Origin of the sequence: Culturomica sp., assembly GCF_003524185.1 — a bacterium.
In the GTDB taxonomy this organism is placed as follows: domain Bacteria; phylum Bacteroidota; class Bacteroidia; order Bacteroidales; family Marinifilaceae; genus Culturomica; species Culturomica massiliensis.
Genome location: NZ_DOED01000038.1, coordinates 84,742 through 108,728 on the forward strand (window position 1 = coordinate 84,742; position 23,987 = coordinate 108,728).

Below are 23,987 nucleotides of genomic sequence, written 5' to 3' on the forward strand. Positions count from 1 at the left end.
ATATTTAAAAGACGTAAAACAGAGTTAATCCCGCTAAGGCGGTTGAGAGAGTCGGATTCGGGTGGAAAATATAATAAGTAAAAACGGAAAAAATGATAAGAGCAGTTCTCTGTATTTTTTTAGGAGTATTATTTCATAGTTTACCGGCTCAGCAGGTTTTGAATTTGCAGGATTGCCGGAATTTGGCGATAGAGAATAATAAAAAGCTTAAAATTGCCGGAAAAGAACTTGAAGCCAGCCGGGCACAAAAAGCAGAAGCTTTTACAAAATACCTGCCGTCTATCGATGGGGCGGGTATTTACATACGCAATCAGAAAGAGATCAATTTGTTGGAGCATGATGCCTATTTGCCGGTAGGAACGATAAAGGCTGACGGGAGTTGGGGATTACGGGGAGACCAGATACAAATTGTAAATGGAAAGCCGGTACCGAAAGATTATGCCCTTTTACCCAGGGAAGCGATGACTGTCGATGCCCGGAATACGGCATTGTTGCAACTGGGATTGACCCAGCCGGTGTATATGGGAGGGAAAATCAGGGCTTATAACCAATTGGCCGGTTTATCGGAACAGCTTTCCGAGAGTAAATTGGAACAGGAAATGCAAAATGTCATTCAGATGACGGATGAAGCGTATTGGCAGGTCGTTTCTCTCGTTAACCGCAAAAAACTGGCCGATAAATATGTCGAATCATTGCAGAAGTTTACCCGTGATATCGAGGTGATGTATACTACCGGGGTTACGACGAAAGCCGATGTCCTGTCGGTCAAGGTAAAGCTCAACGAGGCGGAGATGCTTCGTTTAAGAGTGGAGGACGGTGTGAGTTTATCCCGTATGCATCTGAATCAGATTTGTGGTTTGCCGACCGATACGGTTTATACGCTGCGGGAAGAAAATATGGAGTTGCAGCCGGATGTTGTGATTCCTGCATTGACACTGGAACAGGTGTATGCCCGGCGGTCTGAGGTTGCCGGTTTGGAGTTGGCGGCCCGTATCTATAAGAAAAAAGAGAAGATCGCTTTGTCGGATTACCTCCCGACGGTAGCGTTAACGGCAAATTACCTGACGATGGCGCCCTCGTTTTTCGACGGTATCAGTACGAAGATGGATGGTATGTGGAGTGTGGGAATCGGGGTAAAGGCACCGATCTTTCATTGGGGTGCTTCCCGGAAAAGTTTACGGAATGCCCGGGCGCAAACGGGAATTATGGAATATAGACTGCAAGAGGCAAAGGAGCAGATCGAGTTACAGGTAAGCCAGGCGGAATTTAAGAGACGGGAGGTAGCCAAGAAGCTGGAAATGGCGGAACATAACCGGCAACGGGCAGAAGAAAACCTGAAGCTTGCCGAAGTGGGATTCAGGGAAGGAACAATTCCGGTGTTGAATGTGCTTGAGGCTCAAACGGCTTGGTTATCTGCTCAATCTGACCGGATTGATGCACAGATCGAAATGAAATTGTGTGAGGTATATTTGTTAAAGGCTTATGGTGTATTGGGAAAGTAGAGCGTACGAAATAGAAAATTACAGAATCGGTAAATATTTAAGCATAAGATACAATGGAAAAACAAGAAAGAAACAAAGTGATCGTGTTGGGTGGGATCGTCGGGTTGATTTTGCTGGTAGCGATTTTCGGCTTTATTTTTTGGGAACCTCAACCGGAGATTATTCAAGGAGAGGCTGAAGCGACAGAAGTGCGTATATCAGGGAAAGTCCCCGGGCGTATCGAGCGTTTTATGGCTTCGGAAGGAGATCGGGTTCAGAAGGGGGATACGCTGGTGATCCTGTGGAGTCCGGATGTACAGGCTAAATTCGAACAGGCCCGGGCTGCAGAAGCGGCAGCTCTGGCGATGAATAAAAAAGTGGACAACGGTTCCCGTTCAGAACAGTTGGCAATGGCTTATCAGAATTGGCAGAAGGCTTTGGCAGCTTTGGATATTGCACAGAAATCGTACGAACGTGTACAGGTTTTGTTTGAAAATGAAGTTGTGTCGGCTCAAAAAAAAGATGAGGCAGAAGCCAACTATAAAGCAATGAAGGCGACGGAACAGGCTGCTCATGCTCAGTATGAGATGGTGAGAAACGGCGCACAGCAGGAAGATAAATTAGCAGCAGAGGCGCAATTGAACCGGGCTAAAGGTGCGGTTGCAGAAGTGGAGTCCTATCTCAACGAGACATTCCTCGTATCTCCTGTTGACGGGGAAATTTCGGAACGTTACCCGAATGTCGGGGAGCTGGTGGGAACCGGAGCTCCGATTATGGACGTTATGGATCCCGACGATATGTGGGTGTCTTTCAATATCCGGGAAGACTTGTTGGGAGATATCCGGATGGGAGAGACGTTTACGGCTGTAATACCGGCTTTGAAAAATAAAGAAATCACCTTAAAAGTGACCTATATGAAAGACCGGGGAAGTTATGCCGCCTGGAGAGCGACCAAAACGACCGGACAGTTTGACGCTAAGACATTCGAAGTAAAGGCTGTTCCTACCGAAAAAGTGGAAGGGCTTCGGCCGGGGATGAGTGTACTGAAAAGTGGAAGTAAACGATAAGCTAAAAATCAGGCGGAATGGTATTGTGGACAATTATGAAACGGGAAATGGTAAGGCTGGCATCGCGCCGGATATACCTCTTTATGATGGTAATCGCTCCGGTATGTTGTTTCCTGTTTTTTGCCGATCTTTTTAAAGAAGGAGTCCCTACGAATTTGCCGATAGCCGTTGTAGACAAAGACAATACTTCGACTTCCCGTTCCTTAACCCGTTCCCTGGATGCTTTCGGGCAGACGGAGATTGTGATGCGTACCGGAGATTTTTCAGAAGCCCGGAAGGCGATGCAAAAAGGAGAAATATACGGTATATTTTATATTCCCGAAAATTTCCGGCAGGAAGCTTCTTCCGGAAAAGAGCCGGTATTGTCGTTTTATACCAACGATTCTTATATTCTTCCCGGTTCTCTGATATACAAAGATATGCGTTTACAGGCTGCACTGGCTAACGGAGCCGTACAGAAAGCTTTGCTGGAAGCAAAAGGAGATACAGATCCCCGGTTGTCGGCCCGTTTGAATCCGGTGGTCGTGGATACTCATCCGCTGAATAATCCCTGGTTGAGTTATGCCGTATATCTTTCGAATATATTGTTACCTGCGTTTTTGGGTATGTTTGCCATGTTTGTGGTTACCTATAGCTTTGGAGAAGAATTGAAAAAAGGGACAGCCCGGGAATTGATGGCATTGAGTCATGATTCGGTGTTGACGGCCGTTACCGGAAAGCTACTTCCGCAGTTGTTGATCTTTATGGTAATCGGTTGCTTTTGTCTGGCTTTATTGTACAGGTTTCTGCATTTTCCTTTAAATAGCGGATTTTTTCCGATGTTTCTGGCGATGTTGTGTCTGATATTGGCATCGCAGGGATTTGCTTTACTGATGACGGGGATTTATAGCCGGAACCGGATCGCATTGAGTACCTGTGCTTTGTGGTCGGTATTGTCGTTTTCTGTCAGCGGCTTTACTTTTCCCGTCCGTTCCATGCCGGAACCGATGCAATATTTTGTTCCTCTTTTTCCGATGCGGCATTATTATCTGATATATGTCGATCAGGCTCTTAACGGAATTCCGCTGATCTATTCCTGGCAGCCCTATATGGCTCTTGTACTTTTTATGCTTTTGCCGTTGCTTGTTATGCCGCGTTTGAAAGCCCGGTTGTTGAAAAATGAGTATTTGCCTTAAGAGGATGCAAAAATGAGAAAAATGTGGTATAACATAGGGTATATTTTTCGAAAAGAATTAAAAGCCGTTTTCGGTGACAGTGCGGTGTTGACCTTTTTTATCGCATTGACATTGGTATATCCGGTGGTGTATACTTATATTTACAGTAACGAGACGGTTTTCGACGTCCCTGTCGCAGTGGTAGACCGGGCAAATGGCTATGAAAGCCGGGAGTTTATCCGGGCGTGGGATGCCTCTTCCGGTGTTGCTGTGGTGGCGAAATGCAGGGATATGGAAGAGGCCCGGCAGTTGTTGTATGAGAAGAAAATATACGGTATTCTGGAAATACCTGCGGATTTCGACCGGGATTTAGTACAGGGCAGACAAGCTCATGTGTCTTTGTATTGTGATATGGGGGCTTTGCTTAATTACAAAGCTTTGTTGCAGGCAGCCAGCAGTGTCGCTATCGGAATGGGGAAGGCCATACAGGTAGAAGGCCTGCCTTATGCTTCGGTCAAACAACAGGAGTTGACAGCTTCTCCCGTGCGGATGGAAGAAGTAAAAATTTTCAATCCCCAAAGTGGGTATGCTACTTTTATCATCCCGGCTATTTTGATTTTGGTTATACAACAATCCCTTTTACTGGGAGTCGGCACTTTGGCTGGGACGGCCCGGGAGCGCAACCGTTTCGGGCGTGTAACACCGTCGAATGGGCATTATGCTGATCCGGTAGCGGTGGTTGTAGGAAAAGCTTTGGCTTATTTACCGGTTTATATTTTGATGTCCGTATGGATATTTGTGGTGGTACCCGGTATTTTTAACCTGACCCGGATTGGGGATAAATGGGAATTGTTTCTTTTTCTGACTCCCTTTTTGCTGGCCTGCGTTTTTTTGGCAATGGCCTTATCGTTTTTGTGCCGGCAGCGGGAAACACCTTTCCTGATATTCGTGTTTACATCGGTTCCTTTGATGTTTATGTCGGGTATATCCTGGCCTTCATCCGCGATTCCGGACTATTGGGTGTTTTTTTCAAAGCTTTTCCCTTCGACATACGGTATTGAAGGATATGTGAAAATAAATAGTTTAGGAGCTTCTTTCGGAGATGTCCGGGGAGAGTTTCTGAGCCTTTGGATATTGGTTGCGGTTTATTTCGTTTTGGCTTGTTTTTTGTATTATTGTGAGGGGCGTAGAATCCGGAAAACGTTTTCCGGTCTTTAGTTCTTTGCTGTTTTTATTGTATGGGATAACGTCGCTTGCCGTAGTGGGGAAATGAAGATCGCCGGGGTGAAAAGCAGGAGAGAAAACCGCGGTAAAGGCTTGTGCAATTGATAATAAGGAGGATTGGAACGGAGTGGTTTGTGGTAAATTTTGCGTGTGTATCAGGTGTAATTTTAGATATTGGAATATGAAACGTAACTTTGGAATTATCCTTTCGGGGGTATTTTTGGTATTGTGTGCTTGCCGGCACAATACGCCCGAAAAAGAAATGTTGCCGACAGTAAAAACAGATACTGTCAGGTGTTTTCAAAATGAATTGCATATCACTTATCCGGGGAAGGTAAAAGCTGCCTCGGATGTTGATCTGGCTTTTCGGATTGCCGGTCCGATTCTGAGGATGCCGGCGGAATCCGGAGCTTTTGTGCGTAAGGGGGAGTTGGTCGCTGAAATTGATCCGAGAGATTATGAAGTGCAGCTGTCAGCAACGGAAGCTGAGTATAAGCAAATCAAAGCGGAAGCAGAACGGGTAATCGAGCTTTACCGCCGTAACAGCGTACCGGTGAATGATTATGACAAAGCCGTATCCGGGCTTCAGCAGATTACAGCGAAATACAATGCTCATAAAAATGCATTGAAAGATACCCGTTTGCTGGCACCTTTTGACGGTTATATCCAGAAAAAATATTTCGAGAAGCATGAGACTGTGGGGGCCGGGATACCCGTGGTTTCTATGATTAATCTCGGTTACTTTGAGGTCGGGATTGATATTCCGTCGAGTGATTACGTGCGTCGGGAGCATTTCAAGTCGTTTGCCTGTACATTCGATGTTTTCCCGGACCGGGAATTTCCGTTGGAACTGGTCGAGATCACGCGGAAAGCAAACTTAAATCAGTTGTATCGGGTGAGATTGCGCTTGAAAGCCGATAAAGAGTCGGCTATTGCGGCAGGTATGAGTGTCAATGTAACGATAGAATACGAACCGGAATCCGTTGTTTTGACGAGTGTGCCGGCTACCGCCTTATGTGAGGAAGATGGGAAAGCTTCGGTTTGGGTGTATGATCCTGTATTGCAGAATGTAAAGCAACGTCCCGTAAAGATGGTCAAATTGCTGAAAGACGGGCAAGCTGTTGTATACGACGGCTTAAAAGCCGGTGATATAGTGGTATCGGCAGGTGTGCATCGTTTGAAAGAAGGGATGAAAGTGAAGGTGCTGAAATCAGTAAGTCCGACAAATGTCGGAGGTTTGTTATAATGCCGTTTGTTGGTTTAAAGTAGAAGTTATGAGTATAACTGAATATGCCTTGAATAATAGGGCTTTGATGAAGTTTTTTATTGCCGTGCTGGTGGGTGGGGGAATTTTCGCTTTTCTTTCCATGAGTAAGTTGGAAGATCCGGAAATCAAGGTAAAACAGGCAATGGTAGTTACTGTTTATCCGGGGGCTTCGGCTCATAAAGTCGAGTTGGAGGTAACGGATGTGTTGGAAAGATCGATACGCTCGATGGGAGAAATCGATAATATCCAGTCGAGGTCTTTAGCGGATGTTTCACAAATCACCGTCGAGATGAAGAGTACGGTTGCTCCGGATGAGTTGGAGCAGGTGTGGGACATGTTGAGACGGAAGGTTGCCAATGCTCAGGCCGGTTTACCTGAGGGAGCGCGTCCGTCGCTGGTGATGGACGATTTCGGAGATGTGTACGGTATGTTTTATGCCATGACGACGGACGGCATCCCGGATGAGGAATTGATGGATTATGCCCGGTTGGTGAAACGGGAGTTGCAGGATGTGGAGGGAGTACGTCGTGTAGAAATCTACGGAGACCGTAAGCCATGTATCAATATCGAGATCATTCAGGACAAGATGGCCAATCTCGGCGTTCATCCTTTAGAGGTGTTGTCGACATTGACCAATCAGAATAAAACCGTGTACCCGGGGTATTTCAATAGCGGGGATATCCGGGTTCGGGTAACTATAAACGACGATTACCAATCGATAGAAGACATCAGGAATCTGATTATTCAGGGGCATGAACAGGACCAATTACGTTTGGGGAACATCGCTTCTGTGACACGGGGATATGATACGCCTTCCCGTAATGAAATGAGGTATGACGGGCAACGGGCTTTGGGGATTTCTCTGTCGATGGAAAAAGGAGGGAATATAGTCGAACTGGGAAAGGTCGTTGACCGGAAACTGGAACAACTGAAAGAAGCCCGTATTCCCCTGGGAGTGGAGTTTCACAAAGTATTTTTCCAGCCGGAGCAAGTACGGAATGCAATCAATGTATTTATGATTAATTTGTTGGAATCCGTACTTGTCGTAATTTTAATATTGATGTTTACGATGGGATTCCGAAGCGGTGCAATTATTGGGGCCGGGTTGGTTATTATTGTTCTGGGTTCTTTTGTCGTTTTGTATTTTTTTGACGGGACGTTACAGCGGGTGTCTTTGGGAGCTTTGATTGTGGCGATGGGGATGTTGGTCGACAATGCCATTGTCATTATCGACGGTATACAGGTCGATCTGGAACGTGGAATAAAGAAACCGGCAGCATTGACCAATATTGTGAAAAAAACGGCCATGCCTTTACTGGGGGCTACTTTGATCGCTATTCTTGCGTTTTTGCCGATTTTTCTTTCTCCGGATACGACCGGGGAATATGTGCGGGATTTGTTTATTGTTCTGGCCGTATCTTTGCTGTTGAGTTGGATACTGGCTCTCACTCAGATTCCGGTGCATGCCGATCGTTTTCTGAAGGTGAAGCCCAGACAGGCAGAAAAGTTATACGATAGTAAGATATACCGCCTTTTCCGTCATTTTTTAAGTTATATGCTCTGGCATAAAAAACTGGCCGTTGGGGTTACGTTGGTGTTGTTGGGGGTGAGTATATGGCTTTATCGGTATATTCCCCAGGGATTTTTTCCGGATTTGAGTTATAGCCAATTGTATATAGAATTCAGTATGCCGGAGGGTACCCGGATTGAACGGGTACAGAAAGATATGGCTTCGATTGAGGATTACTTGTTGTCGCGCCCGGATATCACTCATGTGACGACGAGTTTCGGAGGAACGCCTTCCCGTTATAACCTGGTGCGTTCGATTGCCGAGCCGTCGATGTCGTACGGAGAGTTGATTGTCGATTTTACGGGGCCGGACGAATTGAAAACATCGATCCCCGAATTGCAGAAATATTTGACAGAAAATTATCCGGACGCTTATGCCAGGATTAAGCGATATAACCTGATGTATGAGAAATTTCCGGTAGAACTGATGTTTACCGGACCGGATCCGGCTGTATTGAAACAGTTGGCTGAAAAGACGGAACAAATAATGAGAAATGAACCTTCGGCTATGTTGGTGAGGAACGATTGGGAACCGATGATGCCTGTTCTGACCGTTGATTATTATCAACCGGTTGCCCGGACGGCAGGCTTGTCCCGTTCGGATATCGGGATTTCGATGCTCTCGGCTACGGACGGCTTACCGGTAGGTTCTTATTATGAAGGCACACATTCATTGCCGCTTTATATCAAAAGTGTCGATACGAAAGGGGAGAAGCCGGGTACTTTGAATACGATACCGGTGTGGAGCATGATGCCTTCGACGGCCGTATTGAACAGCGAATCGGTCAAGGGGTTATTGATGGGGACGCTGAAAACCGAGGATTTACTGGAGGAAACTATCGGTTCCATTCCTTTGAGTCAGGCTACCCGGGGGATAGATGTGCGCTGGGAAGATCCCGTGGTGAGGCGGTATAACGGACAGCGTGCGATCAAGGCACAATGTAATAATGCTCCCGGTTATACGGCGGCAGATGTCAGGAGCGCCTTGTTGCAAAAGGTAGATACGATGACGCTACCGGAAGGCTATGCGATGAAGTGGTTGGGCGAATATCGTGCCAGTAGCCAATCGACAAAATATTTGTTCCGGAATTTACCTTGGGCCGGTATTCTGATGATCGGTATTCTGATTATGTTGTTCCGGGATTTCCGGAAACCGGCGATTATTCTTCTTTGTTTGCCTTTAGCTGCTATAGGTATCGTCATCGGGATTCTGATAAGCGGTAAAGATTTCGGTTTTGTAGCGATTGTGGGGGCACTTGGGTTGATCGGTATGATGATTAAGAACGGGGTTGTATTGCTGGACGAAATAACCTTGCAAATCGGTTCGGGTAAAGAGCCTGTTACGGCATTACTCGATTCTTCCTCTTCCCGCTTCCGGCCGGTGATGATGGCTTCAATGACGACGGTTGTGGGAATGCTACCGTTGCTGACGGACGATCTTTTCGGTTCTTTAGCTGTGACTATTATGTCCGGTTTGTTGGTCGGAACAGTGATTACCCTGGTTTTTATTCCCGTGTTATATGCTTTGTTGTTCGGGATAAAAGGAGAAAATAGAAAGAAGTTATGAAAATGTGGATAACCTTAGCGGGGCTTTTAATAGCCTGTGCCTTGCCGGCACAAGAAAAGCTGGATTTGCCGAAATGCCGGCAGATGGCGTTGGAAAACAGTAAGAAGCTGGGGATTGCCGGGCGGCAGTCAGCAAAAGCGACATTTGATAAAAAGGTTTACCGGGCCAATTTTTTCCCGAAGATTTCCGGGATGGGAATGTATGCCTATATGCAAAAGGATTATTCTTTTACGATTGACGGAGGATATTTACCGACTTATGTGCCCGATGCGTCCGGTAAATTATTGCCTAATTTATTGCTTGATGCAGCCAATAGGCCGGTAATCGGTCCGGACGGGAATTATGTGTTCAGGCAATATGCTTTTCTACCGGATATTAATTTGTCTCTGGGCTTGGATAATGCATATACGGTCGGTGGTGTCGTAGAACAGCCGGTATATATGGGAGGAAAAATCCGTTCGGCTTTCCGGATGGCTTCTATCGGCGTGGAAATGGCTGAATTGAATTTAAAATCAGTCCGTGCGGAGGTAATAACAGAGACTGACGAAGCATACTGGCAGTTTTTGCGATTGAAAGAATTGGTCGTTTCTGCCGGAAAATACAAAGATGTGGTTGCTGAATTGGTGCGGAGTCTGACGGATGCTTACCAAACAGGTATGGCTTCTCAAAACGATTTATTAAAAGCACAGGTCAAGCTCAATGAGGCAGAATTGTTGCTGCAAAAAGCACAAAACGGGGAAAAACTGGCGGAAATGAATTTGTGCCGGGTAATCGGAGTGGATTTGGGGACATTGTTACAGGTAAAGGATTCGTTGTATGATGGGATTACTCCCGGTGTTTTATCGGTTGACGGATCCGGGGTGACAGCCCGCCCGGAGTATGGTATGCTGGACAGGAATATAGAATTGAAAAAGAATCAGACGAAACTGACCCGTGCGGATTTTTTGCCGCAGTTGGGCGTATCCGCTTCCTATGCCTGGACCGACGGTATTTCGGTAAACGGAGAAGCCGACGGTATGGCTTCTTTTATGGCGATGGCTTCTTTGAAAGTTCCGGTATTTCATTGGGGCGAAGGACGTAATAAGACAAAAGCAATGAAGGCTGAAGAAGAGATGAGTGAGTTGCAAAAAGAGGATATGGTGCGTCTTATGCAGCTTGAGGAAGCGAAAACCCGTTTTAACGTAGAAGATGCTGCTGCACGGGTGAGGCTGACGGCCAAATCTTTATTGCAGGCGAAAGAAAATCTGATGGTCAGTAAAAACCGTTATGAAGTAGGAATGGAAAGTCTGACGAATTACATGGAGGCACAGGCACAATGGCAGAAAGCCTGGAGTGACTGGATCGATGCCAAAGCCGAATTGCGTGTGAGTGAAACGCATTACCTCCGGGCGACCGGCAGATTGGAGTGAAAACAGGAGCATTTTCTCTCCTGTTTCCACTTGTTTGTTTTATTCTTTTTCACTGACGGCTACGGCTTTTTGGTTTTTCCGGATAAGCATGCGTAAATAAAATAACCTGACGGTTTCCGGTGATACCTTGTATCGTTTCGCAATTTTTTGAAAAGAAAGCCCTTCGGTCCTTAATCTGCATATCTCATCTCTGTATTCATGTAGTTTTCCACAACTGAAACTACCTTTTGGACGTCCCAGTTTCATACCGGCTGCCCGGCGGCGGGCCAATGCTTCGCGTGTACGTTGAGAAATCAGCGTACGTTCGATTTCTGCACAGAGTCCGAAAGCAAAGGCAAGCACCTGGCTGTTGATCGAAGTGTCGAATTTGTACCCTTCTTTGATGCTGTGGATGGTGATGCCCTTTTCGATGGATTGATGAATGATGTTCATGATATTCATCATTTTACGGCTGAGACGGGATACTTCCGTGATAATCAGAATATCCCCCCGCTGCAGGCGTTTGAGTAAAGAACCTAATTCCCGTTCGTTTTCTTTTTTGGTTCCGCTGACAGTTTCTGTACACCAGGTCGTTATTTCCAGGTCATGTTTCTTACAGAAATTCAGTACTTCGCTTTTTTGATTTAAGATTGTTTGTTTGTCTGTGCTTACACGTAGATAAGCTGCTACGATTTGTTTTCGTTCCATTTTTCGTTTTTTTCCCAATGTTGATAATAATATATAGACTAAGGCAGACTGACGGTTACGAACGGTTTCCCAATCCCGGTCGTATCGGTATGTGTCTGCTTAGGTGTTAAGAGTCAGTGCAAAAGGCTGTAGAAGGTGAAAAAGAGTAGTAAGCAGGGGTACATACGCTGTTTTTTCTCTGTGATCGATATAACGAGATATCTAGCATATTTTACCATTTTAGACAATTTTACGACAAATATAAAAAGTTTTAATTAAAACTTGGCTTATATCCGTCTATAGACGTTTTAATGTATTTGTTTTTTCTTTTTTTGGTTAAAATGAAACAATCCTTTTTCGAATGAGTATATAGAAGAGTACTTTTTAATTGTAGATTTATGATTTACGATTTTAGATTAATGGATCTGATAATGAATCAGTTTTCGAATGATTTACAATTGACGATCTGAAATTTACAATTTATATGTAGGTTTTAAGTTTACGATTATAGATAGAGCTTTCAATTTCCGTTTTGTTAAAAAAATGAAAATTGTAATTTTTTCAAAATATATTTATGAAAACAATATTTTTTTTAAGGAATATACTCGTTATGACGGGAATTGCCGTGACCGTATTTTCTTGTCGTCAGAAAACGGAATCTTTATCGATAGCGCAATTGGTAAAAACAGCGGAAGTGAAAACCCGGGAAGGTTTACTGACGGTTACTTATCCCGGTCGCTTACGGGCAGCTTCGGATGTAAAACTGTCTTTCCGGGTGGCCGGACCGATACAGAAAATTTTTGTTTCAGAAGGAGAATATGTTAAAAAAGGGCAGCTTTTAGCTCGCCTGGATCCCCGGGATTATCAACTGCAATATGATGCGGCACATGCTGAGTATATCCAGGTAAAAGGGGAATCGGAACGGGTGATGGAACTTTATAAGCGGAAGAGCGTACCGGTAAACGAATACGATAAGGCTGTTGCGGCTCTCAAGCGGGTGACGGCTGCTTACCATGCACAGAAAAATGCGTTGGAAGATACCCGTTTAAAGGCGCCTTTCGACGGGTATGTCCAGACAAAGTATTTCGATGCTTTCGAGATCGTCAGTCAGGGGACTCCTGTCGTATCGATGATCAATAACGATTATCTGGATGTCGATGTGGAGGTTCCTTCCAGTGATTATATCCGGCGGGAAGATTTCAGGACCTTTTACTGTACAGCGGATGTTTATCCGGATCAGGAATTGCCATTGGAGTTACTGGACATCACCCGGAAAGCTAATTTTAACCAGTTATTTAAGGTCAGGTTTCGTTTAAAGCGGGACAATAATCTGAATCTGGCACCCGGAATGAGTGTCAGCGTTACAATAGATTATGCCCCTACGGCAGAACATCTGGCAGTCGTTCCGGTATCGGCTCTGTTTCAACAAGAAGGCCGTTCCTATGTGTGGTTGTTGGATACAGATAAACAAACCATAAAAATGTTTCCGGTAAAAGTGAGACAGGTGACGAAAAGCGGGGAGGCTATTGTAGAATCCGAACTCCGTCCGGGAGAACAGATTGTTTCTGCCGGAGTAAATAGCCTCAAAGACGGACAGAAAGTACGGATATTGCCCGCTCCTTCTTCTTCCAATGTCGGTCAGCTTTTGTGATCTCTGTTATTTCGACTTTTAGATATAAAAACTATGAATTTTACAGAATATGCATTAAAAAATAAGGCGTTGGTTTACTTCTTTGTGGTGGTACTGATTGTCGGGGGGATTTATTCGTTTATAACGATGAGTAAGTTGGAAGACCCTGCAATTACAGTGAAGCAAGCTATGGTGGTGACGGCTTATCCGGGCGCTTCTGCTTATCAGGTGGAATTGGAAGTGACCGATGTACTCGAGAAATCGATTCGTTCGATGGGTGATCTGGATCACGTAGAGTCGCGTTCGATGGATGATGTTTCCGAGATATTGGTGGAATTGAGCAGTACGGTACCTTTGGCTGAATTGCAACAAAATTGGGATATTTTACGCCGGAAAGTGGTAAATGTACAGGCACAGTTGCCGGAAGGGGCGCAGACTTCTGTCGTTATGGACGATTTCGGCGATGTGTACGGTATGTTTTATGCTATGGTATCGGATGGTTTCGGTTACCAGGAAATGATGGATTATGCTCAGTTGGTAAGACGTACCGTATTGGATATCGACGGGGTGAGTAGTGTCGACATTTATGGGGAAAGAGAACCTTGTATCGACGTTCGCATACTGGAAGATAAAATGGCGAATCTGGGGGTACACCCTGCAGAAATAATCCTGACATTGAACAGTCAGAATAAAACGGTGTATTCAGGCTATTATAACAGCGGGGAAAAACGTATCCGGGTCGGGGTAAACGGGAATTTTAAAGAGATAGAAGACATCCGGAATCTGTTGATCCGGGGGCATGAGGAAGATGAGTTGAAACTGGGCGATGTGGCCGAAATTAGTAAAGGTTATGTCGAGCCTGCCCGGGAAGGCTTGTGGTATGATACGATTCCGGCTATAGCTATTTCTATTGCGATGCAGGAAGGCGGAAATATTATCGATTTGGGAAAAGTCGTCGATAAAAAGCTGGATGAACTGAAACAGGAAATTATCCCGGCGGGGATTGACTTTAAAAAAGTGTTTTTTCAGCCCACCCGGGTAAAAGAAGCAATCAATGTTTTTATGGTCAACCTGATCGAATCGGTTCTGATTGTGATTCTGGTCGTCATGTTGTCGATGGGATTGCGCAGCGGATATATCATTGGGGTTGGCCTGGTAATTGTGGTTTTAGGTTCTTTGGTTGTTTTACATATGATGCACGGTACGTTGCAACGGGTATCCCTGGCTTCGTTTATTATAGCGATGGGGATGCTGGTAGACAATGCGATCGTGATTGTCGACGGAATAATGGTCGATTTGCAGCGGGGAGTGCAAAAACCGGCTGCATTGGTCAATATTACGAAAAAAACAGCCTGGCCTTTGCTGGGGGCTACTACAATCGGAATTTTAACGTTCTTACCGATCTATTTGTCTCCGGATACGACGGGAGAGTATGTTCGTGACCTCTTTATCGTATTGGCGGTTTCTCTTTGGCTGAGCTGGATACTGGCATTGGCTTATGTACCGATACAGGCTGGCCGTATCTTAAAGCCGAAAGGCAAACCGGTCAGCGAGGCAGTGATGTATGAGCGGCCGGTATACCGGTTCTACCGGAGAATATTGCAGTTCTCCGTACACTATCGCTGGATGATAGTTGCGGTTGTCGTCATCTTGCTGGCTATCAGTATGTGGGGATTTCGGTTTATCCGTCAGGGGTTTTTCCCGGATTTGAGTTACAATCAGTTGTATATTGAATATCAAATGCCTTACGGGACAAATCCGGAAACTGTCCGTCAGGATTTGGCATCTATGGAACATTACCTGATGAGCCGGCCTGAAATAACAGCCGTAACGACCAGCCTGGGAGGAACACCTTCCCGTTATAATTTGGTCAGGACAGTGGCAGAACCTGCTTTAAGCTATGGAGAGCTGATCGTGGATTTTACCTCTCCGGCTACCTTGAAAACGAATCTGAATGAGTTGCAGCAATATCTTTCGGAACATTATCCCCAGGGATATGTCCGGATGAAACAATATAACCTGATGTATATGAATTTTCCGGTGCAATTTATGATCTCCGGTCCCGATCCGGCTGTGCTGAAAGATTTGTGCAGACAGGCAGAGAATATCATGCGTCAGGATTCGACGGCTGTTTTGGTGACGAATGACTGGGGGCCGATGACCCCTGTTCTGGATGTAAAGTACCATCAACAAATCGCCCGTATTTCCGGTTTATCGCGTGAGGACGTCAGTCTGGCTTTATTGGCGGCAACGGAGGGTTTACCGATAGGTTCCTATTATGAAGGAGATCATGATTTACCGATTTATATCAAAAGTGTAAACCGTAAGGGAGAACGTCCGGAACAGATTAATAACGTTCCGGTATGGAGTTTGGCCCCTTCGGTAAACGGGTTGAGTATGCAAATGGTCCGGGAGCTGATGACGGGAATGGTGTCTGAAAATGACATCCTGCGGGGAATGATAGGCTCCCGGCCTTTGAACCAGGCTATTAACGGTGTGGATATGAACTGGGAAGTCCCTTTGGTACGCAGGTATAACGGACAGCGTTCGATCTCCGTACAATGTAATAACGCTCCCGGATTTACGGCGGACGAAACACGTAACAGTTTACTGGCACGTATGGATTCACTTCAGATTCCACCCGGTTATACGACCGAATGGCTTGGAGAATACCTGGCCAGTACCCAGTCGAAGCAATATCTTTTTAAGAACGTTCCTATAGCTATCGTGTTGGTAATTGCCATCCTGGTCGCGTTGTTTGCGGATTTCCGTAAGCCTTTGATGATATTGCTCTGTTTGCCTTTGGCTATCATCGGAATTGTAGCCGGGATGCTGTTGGCGGGAAAAGATTTCGGTTTTGTCGCAATTGTGGGCGCATTGGGTTTGGTCGGTATGATGATTAAAAACGGTGTTGTCCTCGTTGATGAAGTAAATATACAGATACAGAGCGGCAAAGAGCCGTTTCTGGCTTTGCTCGATGCCTCTTCTTCACGTTTGAGGCCTGTGCTGCTGGCGGCGATGACGACAATTCTCGGAATGATCCCTCTGGTCAATGACGATATGTTCGGAGCATTGGCGGTTACGATTATGGGCGGATTATTTGTGGGCACGATTATTACTTTGGTTATACTGCCCGTGTTGTACGCTCTTTTTTATCGGATACGTTATAAAATACAGGAGAAAAAAGCGGCAGAGTCAAATTAGTTATTGCGTTAAATAATACCTGTAGCCGTCCGGTGTTTTGAATCCGGATTGATAAAGGAATAGGAAATAAGTCAGGGACTAATAGTTTTAATAAAATGAAGTATTTTGTAATTATAGCTTTGTTGTTTTTTACAGACAATGCCGGTCTTTGGGCGCAGGTCAGGCTGGATCGTCAGCAATGCCGGGAAATGGCACTCGAAAACAGCAAACAGATGGCAATAGCCGGCAAGGAGAAAGAAAAGGCTGTGTATACGCTGAAATCTGTACGGGCCGGTTTTTTTCCGAGATTATCGGCGACCGGTATTGGTTTTTACAATCAGGAAAAATATTCGTACAAGCTGAAAGGCGGTTATCTGCCGACTTATGTTCCTGATGGACAGGGACAGTTACAGCCGAATGTGATGCTTGATCCGGCAACCGGTCGTCCGGTGATCGGTGCGGACGGGAAGCCGGTTTTTAAGGAGTATGCTTTTTTGCCCGATATAGGTATTAAAATCGGAATGCGGGGTGTTTACCTGGCCGGCGTACAATTGGAACAACCGGTTTATATGGGCGGTAAGGTCCGGGCTGCCCATCAGATGGCACGGACGGGAGAGGTGATGGCGGAAGAGAATGTACGGTTCAATCGTTCGGAGATATTGTTACAGGTCGACCGGGCGTATTGGCAGATGCTAAGGGTACAGGAACAAGTGGGGGCAGCTAAAGCTTACCGGGAAGTGGTAAAGGCTTTGTTGCAGGATCTTCGTAATTCACAGGAAGTCGGCATGGTCAGCAACAACGACGTATTGAAGGTGGAGGTGAAATACAATGAAGCTCAGTTGATGTTGCAAAAAGCGACAAACGGGTTGATACTTTCACAAATGGATCTTTGCCGCTTGATCGGTTTGGACCTAAATACCCGATTACATTTGAGCGATACCCTGCCGGAAGCGACTTCGACCGGTTTACCCGATGCCGGTGGGAATGTGGAACAACGCCCCGATTATAAATTGCTGAAAGAAGAAATCGGGTTGAAACAGAAAGAAATAAATCTTGCCCGTTCGGAATTTTTACCGCAAATTGGCGTTTCTGTAGGCTATGGTTATGGCGGTGGACTTGAATTGAACGGCGAAACAGATGCCAGTGCTTCGCTGAATGCCATGGCTTCTGTCCGGATTCCTCTGTTTTATTGGGGAGAAGGAAGGAATAAAATAAAGGTTGCTGAGGTAGAGCGCGAGATGAGCCAGTTGAATCTGGAAAAATCTGCTCAACTGATGGAATTGGAGGTTGCCTCTACCCGGTTTAATATTCAGGATGCCCGTACCCGTATTGAGATGTGCCGGAATGCCTTGAAACAGGCAGAAGAAAATTTGCGCATATCGAAGGCGCAATATGATGTCGGTATGGAAAGTCTTTCGAATTTGCTCGAAGCACAGGCACAGTGGCAAGAAGCCTGGAGTCAGTGGGTGGATGCCAAAGCAATGCTGCAACTTAGTGTATCGGAATACCTGAAAGCCGTCGGAGGCCTGGAATAAACGAATGTCCGGGGAGAGCCCCGGACATTCGTATTTAATTCGCTTTCCGGTTTCTATTTTTTGTTTCCGGATTTATCCGGGAATGCCGGGATAGCCGGTTCTTTCGGTGATTCAGTTTTCAATTTTTCCAGAATGACCTCGATGGCCTTGTTCAATTGTTCGTCTTCACCCATATATTCTTTGTACGGGTCGTTATTGATTTCCATATCCGGGCTGACTCCGGAACCTTCGATGATAAAACCGCTGCCGTCTGCGGCGAATGGGGCATAGGAAGGCGTTACGATAGAGCCGCCGTCGACAACGGGAACCGTACCGCTATAACCGACAACACCGCCCCAGGTACGGTGTCCGATAACAGTACCCAGATTGTTGTATTTAAAACGGTAAGGGAATAAATCTCCGTCGGAGGCTGAATAACCGTTTACCAATAATACTTTCGGTCCGATAAATGTACCTACCGGATTGACAGAACCTTCCGTCTGATTGGTATGCATGGTATAAAAAGTAGGAGTACGTAGCAGACGTTCGGTAATCATCGGAGATACGTTACCGCCTCCGTTCCCCCGGTCGTCGATAATCAAAGCCTTTTTGTTCAATTGCGGATAGTAGTGTTTTACAAATTCATTTAAACCGGCGACTCCCATATCCGGAATGTGAATATAGCCGACTTCTCCGTTGGTGGCTTCATTCACCTTACGGATGTTGTTTTCGACCCAATTGTAGTAGTACAACTGTGATTCGTCGGCTAACGGAGTTACCAGTACCGATCGTGCACCACTGGCTTCGGGCCGGGTGTTGACTTCTATTTCGACGGTTTTACCGGCCTTGTCAATCAGGTATTCGGATAAATTGTCGGTTTCCTTTAATGAACGGCCGTCGATAGAGATCAGATAATCTCCTTCTTTAACGTTTACTCCAGGCATAGTGAGGGGAGAGCGGGTGGCTGCGTTCCAATTGGCTCCCTGAATGATCCTGGCAACCTGGAAATAGCCGGATGCATCTTTCCGGAATTTGGCCCCCAGTAACCCCATCGGAATACGGGCCGGTTCCGGATGTTCTCCGTTGGCGGAATAGGCATGTCCGACACTCAATTCCCCGATCATTTCTCCGATGATGTAAGTAAGGTCTGTACGGTGGTTTACATAAGGAATCAATACTTTGTATTTTTCATATACGGCATTCCAATCCACTCCGTGCATATTTTTTGCATAGAAAAAGTCCCGCATTTGCCGCCAGCTTTCATTATATATCTGCATCCATTCCTGATGGTAGTCAATATTTTTCTTGACGTCTTTCAGGGATATCGGTTTGCTGATATTCACGGCAGAAACGGGAATGTCGATCACTTCCATTTGTCTGCCGCTCATTGCCAATGCTTTTTTGTAGCCGGGACCAAAGCCGATACGGGCATTCAAAGCCGTTTCCTGCCGTTTGTCGAGGTCGTAGAAATAACCTTGTCCGTGACGGTTATAATACACCTTATTGCCGATCATTTCGATGCCGTAGTAATTGGCGGCCATAATCGGCAACTCTATGATCCGGTTGCTTAGATTGTCAAAATCATAAACGATTTTGTTGTCATTTTTGACCGGCTTATTGTTTTTCGATTCTTTAGCCGTACTTTTTTCCGGTTGGGGTTTGTCCTGCTTTACCCGGTCGTTTTCCGGTGCGAATGGGATGTCGGCGTCTTTTGCCAGCGGGAGTATATACACTTTATTCATATTCGTATATACATGATTCCATTCGGTTTGGCTATAGGTCGGATTGAACGTACGGGCGGAACTGAAAACAAGGTATTTACCGTCTGTACTGAAATTGGGAGAACCGGTTTGATACCAACCGTCGGTAATTACTTGCTTTTCTCCGTTTTCGGTATTGTAAACGATAATGTTGTTCATGCCTTTTTCCGGACGGATAAAAGTAAGGTATTTGCTGTCAGGCGACCAGTTGTAGGAATGAATCGGAGCGATCCCGGAAGTTTCGACAACGGTTGTTGCTCCCGATGATACATCGGTGATGTTCAATGTATTACGTTTTTCATTCCAGGCAATTTTTTTACTGTCGGGCGACCATTTCAAATCGAAGATATATGTCTTTAAATCTTGGGTCAGTTGTCGTTCCTTACCGTTGAAAGCATCCCGCAACCAGATATTGAATTCCCCGCTTTTATCGGAGATATAGGCAATTTGTTGGCCATCGGGCGACCAGCTTCCGGCAAAATCATTGGCATCGGAAGAATTTGTCAGGTTGTAGGTCACTCCTTTTTGTGCCGGTACTGAAAATAAATCGCCCCGGGCAGAAATCAGGAGTCTTTCTCCATTGGGAGATATATCGGCGGAAGCGATCTGATTACTGACATCTTTCAGTTCCGGGCGGGAGTATATCTGGTCATTATCGATATTTACATTTACTTTTGTGGCCTGTTTGCTATGGGTGTCGAATTTATAAATATAACCACCCTGCTCGTAAACGATCTGGTCTTTTCCGATAGCCGGGAATTTGATATCGTAATCTTTGTAAAATGTGAGCTGCCGGGTTGACTGATCACTCAGGTTGTATGCAAACAGATTCATGACGTCGTTGCGGTCGGAAATGAAATAGATCTCTTTTCCGTCGGCAGACCACATCGGAATAATATCCTGCCGTTTGTTATCGGTGATTTTTTCCGATTTTTTTGTGTCGAAGTCAAAAATACGAATATCATCGGCCATACCTCCTTCATATCTTTTCCAGGTCCGGAATTCCCGGAAAACGTGGTTATAAGCCAGTTTTTTCCCGTCGGGAGAATAGGAAGCGAAACCGCCGTCACTCAAAGGAATTTCTGCCGGCATACCGCCTTCTACCGGTACGGTAAACAGTTGGCCCGTAAAATCGTTAAATGTATAACAGCGGGACCGGTAAAGGATTTGCTTGCTGTCGGGAGTCCATCCGATAACGATATTGTTGGGACCCATACGGTCGCCCAAATCATCGCGTCCCAAAGTGGCTGTAAAGGTTAATCGCCTGGGTTCTCCTCCCTCTGCCGGGATAACAAAAACCTCGGTGTTACCGTCGTATTGCCCTGTAAAAGCAATGTATTTTCCGTCGGGAGAAAATCTGGGAAACATTTCGTAGCCGATATGAGATGTCAGGCGGCGGGCTGTACCTCCGTCAGCATCTACCGTGTACAAATCTCCGGCATACGAGAATACGATTTTATCTCCGTTTATGTGCGGGAAACGTAATAGCCTCCCTTCTTCGCCATAAGAAAAAATCACTGAAGCCAATAGGCCGAGTGTCAGTAAAATGTTTTTCATATTCGATGTATTTATGATTATAAAGCTGTTGTAATTAATATTAGATGTATTATTGAGATAAAGGTTTATTCCGTACCGCTTATTTTGTAACAATTTTTCGGTTTTGGGATTTCGCAGATTTTCTTGATCCCGGTGATTTTAATTATTACCAATTTTATTTCAACCCGATTTTGTTCCGATTGGGTTTTGTGCTTCCGGTCAAATATAGCGTTCTTTTTTCAATTTAAATATGAACATAATCAAAAAAACGGGAAAGGAAAGTATAAAAAAACTGCACAAACAATCCTTTCTCAAACAAGCTTGGTAAATGTATGAAATCGGTTGTTTGTGCAGAAAACAGATCAGAATGACTTGGGATCAAAGAACCTCTCTGTTTTTTTTCCATTTTTAAGAGTCTCTCGCACATTAAGAAGGTTGCCATGCCCCGACTTGGGAAAGGAGCACGGCAACACGAAAAATTGACTTATTATCAACTTGGGATATCTTTATTCAAAAACTTGAAATTGTGCTACTTGAGCTGTTTCACTCGAAATGAAACAATAAATTTTGTAATTGCCCGGAGCAAGTGAACTGATATCAATTGTTGCACTTCCCCCTGTAAAGGCTATCGCTTCTTTGGTAATAAGCGCCTGGTTATTCATGTCCGTTACCTGGAACACAACTCTGCCCATATTTTCAAAGAACGTATTTACTATAGTCTTTTTATCCGATGATAAAACTCCTTTTATTAATGTCGGCTGTACTGAGGTCGGATGTATAAAATCTCCTACATCAATTCCCTGATATTCTAACTCCTCATCTGTTATGGAGAATGCAGGCGAAATAACTAAACCGATTAATACAATAATTAAACTGAATAATTTTATTTTCATGACTTCGATTCGTTTTGGTTATTGAAGCTGTGACAAAGGTAAGGCAAATATTCCCCGGTCTCCAAGTCATTTTCTTGGACATCCCTGGGGACAAAATCATTTTTTTAATTGGATATACGTATTGATTTTAAGTATATTAATCTAAAATAGGCCGGGGACATCCCTGTTTTTACCCCTTTTTTCAGCCTATTTTTTTATAATAAATGTATCTTATAACTGACTCAAATATTCTTCCAGTGTGACTTTCGGATTGTCGTTTCCGACCAGTTTGAGTTTTAACCGGTACTTCCTTTTTTTCAGGGCATCGAAGGAAATACGGAAGATCTGTGCGATATCGCTGATGTTCCATTGGTGGCGGAGCATCGATGCCAGCAGGATTTCCTCGATCGAAATATCCGGACATTGCAGCTTAAGCTTTTCAATAAAGCGGTTTTCGATGTTCATCAGGGCGGCAAACAGACGGTCAGAGTAATTGCTTTTCTGGTGGCGGAAAGCGTCCTGAAACTCATCGTACACCTTTGTCGGAATGATATTGACATTTCTGTAAAGAACCCGTTCGATTTCCGTATAGGTGTCGTTATTGTCGTTGATCAGTTCCTTGGATAAGGCAAATCCCCATTGGGTTTTTTTGATCTCTTCGGTTAAACGGGTATTCCGTACTTTTAGTTTGCGATGGTTCCACATAAAATACAAGGCAATGATACAAGCTACCAATGCGATGATAAAGATGACCATGATAATGCCGAGACTGCGGTTTTTGGTTGCCAGATTTTCTTTTTCCTGTTTTTCGAGTTTGTATTTATTTTCCAGTTCCTTTAAATCGGCATTTTTATTTTGGGAATGGATTTTATCTTTTACCTCGTTGTATTTTCCCCTTAATTCGCAGGCTGTTTTATAATTGCCTTCCGTTTCTTCCAATTGGAAAAGGATGCTGTAGCCATTGGCGATATTATATAAATTGCCTTCTTTTTCGGCAGCATTCAGCATTTTCATACAGTACAGCCTGCAATTGATAACGTCTTTTTTGTATTGATATATTTTTGTAATTAATAAGTAAAAAGGAGATTTTTTGGAAAAATCCCGTTTTTCCATAATAGATATACATTGTTCGCTAAAAGTTAAAGCTGTATTGTAATCATTGATTTTCTGGTATAAATAACCTTGATAATTTAAAATGCTTAAATGAAGGTCTGTGATATTGGTTTTTTGTCCGTCGTCTATTTTGCGGATAATTCGGGTTGCTTCGGATAATTGTTCTTTTGCTTTTTCAAATTTTTTTTGTTGTATATACAAGATGCCGAGTTGCCTGTGCGCATGAGTTACTGATACCGAATCTTTTAGTTTGGAATATAAATCAAGAGCATCGTTGTAATAATTCTCTGTCTCTGAAAAATTGCCTTGTCTGTTTTGAATTTGCCCCAGCCAATAGTAGATCAATCCCAGGATGTGCGGGTCGTCTTTACTGCTTTTGTTGTAGTTGATTTCGGCTTGCTTTAGCAAGTTATAAGCCTGTTCAACATCCTTTCCTTGCAGATATAGATGTTCACCCAGATAAAATTGGATACGGGCCAGTTTTAGAAAATCGTCTTGATTTTGATAGTATTGATAGGCAAACTGTAAAGTGGAATCGTTTTTCAGCCTTGTTCCGGTTTTATCCCCACTGGCAGCCTCCAGCAAATAGAAGTAGGCCTTTTCTTCTTTATTCAGAAGATCGGGATCGAGATTTTTTAAACTGTCTTTTACAGCGAAAGGGTCTGTTTTCAATAAAAGATCCCATTTTTCCAGTTGTCGGAAATGAGAAGAATTGAAATTACAAGAAATAAAGAGCCCCAAGAAGATAATTAAAGTCAAAGTTATTTTCATCACACACTAATTTTTTGCAAAAATATACTAACTTTAATAATAAATCAATGCTTTCCGCAGACTCTTTTTTTACTGGAAATGTTTTTTTTAACATTTAACTTTTAATTACCTTTCAATTTATCCTTTTTTAATCCTGAATTAAAAAATTGAAATATTTATAAAAATCAGACATAATGTAATTTTATTCTGATAAATCCGGTGTTT

14 protein-coding genes are annotated in these 23,987 nt (G+C 44.4%); 10 read left to right on the top strand and 4 right to left on the bottom strand.

All coding sequences use genetic code 11. The features are described from left to right. The first annotated feature begins 92 nt into the window (after window positions 1–92). The 7 genes from DD657_RS13090 to DD657_RS13120 all read left to right on the top strand — a co-directional run bounded on the left by DD657_RS13090 (window position 93) and on the right by DD657_RS13120 (window position 10,738). Window positions 93–1,502 carry a TolC family protein gene (locus DD657_RS13090; protein ID WP_287050242.1) on the top strand — a complete coding sequence of 470 codons (1,410 nt, stop codon included), beginning with the start codon at window positions 93–95 and terminating at the stop codon, window positions 1,500–1,502. A gap of 53 nt (window positions 1,503–1,555) precedes the next feature. After that, window positions 1,556–2,548, top strand: a complete 993-nt coding sequence (locus tag DD657_RS13095) for an HlyD family secretion protein (protein ID WP_021989481.1) — start codon at window positions 1,556–1,558, stop codon at window positions 2,546–2,548. A gap of 17 nt (window positions 2,549–2,565) precedes the next feature. Then, a complete protein-coding gene (locus DD657_RS13100) occupies window positions 2,566–3,723 on the top strand; it encodes an ABC transporter permease (protein WP_021989480.1) in 1,158 nt (385 codons plus the stop codon). A gap of 21 nt (window positions 3,724–3,744) precedes the next feature. Then, entirely contained in the window at window positions 3,745–4,920 is a 1,176-nt protein-coding gene (locus DD657_RS13105) for an ABC transporter permease (RefSeq protein ID WP_235837441.1), read from the top strand. A 187-nt stretch (window positions 4,921–5,107) separates the two neighbouring features. Continuing rightward, the gene (locus tag DD657_RS13110; protein WP_118773677.1) at window positions 5,108–6,172 is read left to right on the top strand and encodes an efflux RND transporter periplasmic adaptor subunit; all 1,065 of its coding nucleotides are present in this window, start codon (window positions 5,108–5,110) and stop codon (window positions 6,170–6,172) included. A gap of 28 nt (window positions 6,173–6,200) precedes the next feature. Next, entirely contained in the window at window positions 6,201–9,329 is a 3,129-nt protein-coding gene (locus DD657_RS13115) for an efflux RND transporter permease subunit (RefSeq protein WP_287050250.1), read from the top strand. Next, complete coding sequence (locus DD657_RS13120) at window positions 9,326–10,738, top strand: TolC family protein (protein ID WP_021989476.1); 1,413 nt, start codon at window positions 9,326–9,328, stop codon at window positions 10,736–10,738. The genes DD657_RS13115 and DD657_RS13120 overlap by 4 nt, the downstream gene beginning before the upstream one ends. Window positions 10,739–10,777: 39 nt before the next feature. Here the strand turns inward: DD657_RS13120 and DD657_RS13125 are convergent, their stop codons facing one another. Beyond that, entirely contained in the window at window positions 10,778–11,425 is a 648-nt protein-coding gene (locus DD657_RS13125; RefSeq protein WP_021989475.1) for a recombinase family protein, read from the bottom strand. Window positions 11,426–11,978: 553 nt separating this feature from the next. On the opposite strand from DD657_RS13125, the gene DD657_RS13130 reads away from it, so the two are divergent. The 3 genes from DD657_RS13130 to DD657_RS13140 all read left to right on the top strand — a co-directional run bounded on the left by DD657_RS13130 (window position 11,979) and on the right by DD657_RS13140 (window position 17,752). After that, window positions 11,979–13,055: an efflux RND transporter periplasmic adaptor subunit gene (locus DD657_RS13130; RefSeq protein ID WP_287050256.1), complete on the top strand. Its 1,077-nt coding sequence runs from the start codon at window positions 11,979–11,981 to the stop codon at window positions 13,053–13,055. Window positions 13,056–13,088: 33 nt separating this feature from the next. Next, entirely contained in the window at window positions 13,089–16,238 is a 3,150-nt protein-coding gene (locus DD657_RS13135) for an efflux RND transporter permease subunit (protein WP_118774689.1), read from the top strand. A 95-nt stretch (window positions 16,239–16,333) separates the two neighbouring features. Further along, window positions 16,334–17,752 carry a TolC family protein gene (locus DD657_RS13140; protein ID WP_068691276.1) on the top strand — a complete coding sequence of 473 codons (1,419 nt, stop codon included), beginning with the start codon at window positions 16,334–16,336 and terminating at the stop codon, window positions 17,750–17,752. Window positions 17,753–17,805: 53 nt separating this feature from the next. Here the strand turns inward: DD657_RS13140 and DD657_RS13145 are convergent, their stop codons facing one another. The 3 genes from DD657_RS13145 to DD657_RS13155 form a co-directional block, all read right to left on the bottom strand. Further along, window positions 17,806–21,048, bottom strand: a complete 3,243-nt coding sequence (locus tag DD657_RS13145) for a S41 family peptidase (RefSeq protein WP_287050261.1) — start codon at window positions 21,046–21,048, stop codon at window positions 17,806–17,808. 485 nt (window positions 21,049–21,533) lie between these two features. Next, the gene (locus DD657_RS13150) at window positions 21,534–21,920 is read right to left on the bottom strand and encodes a hypothetical protein (RefSeq protein ID WP_287050264.1); all 387 of its coding nucleotides are present in this window, start codon (window positions 21,918–21,920) and stop codon (window positions 21,534–21,536) included. Between the two features lie 210 nt (window positions 21,921–22,130). Next, window positions 22,131–23,783, bottom strand: coding sequence for a tetratricopeptide repeat protein (locus DD657_RS13155; RefSeq protein ID WP_287050266.1), 1,653 nt, complete (start codon window positions 23,781–23,783; stop codon window positions 22,131–22,133). Between the last annotated feature and the right edge of the window lie 204 nt (window positions 23,784–23,987).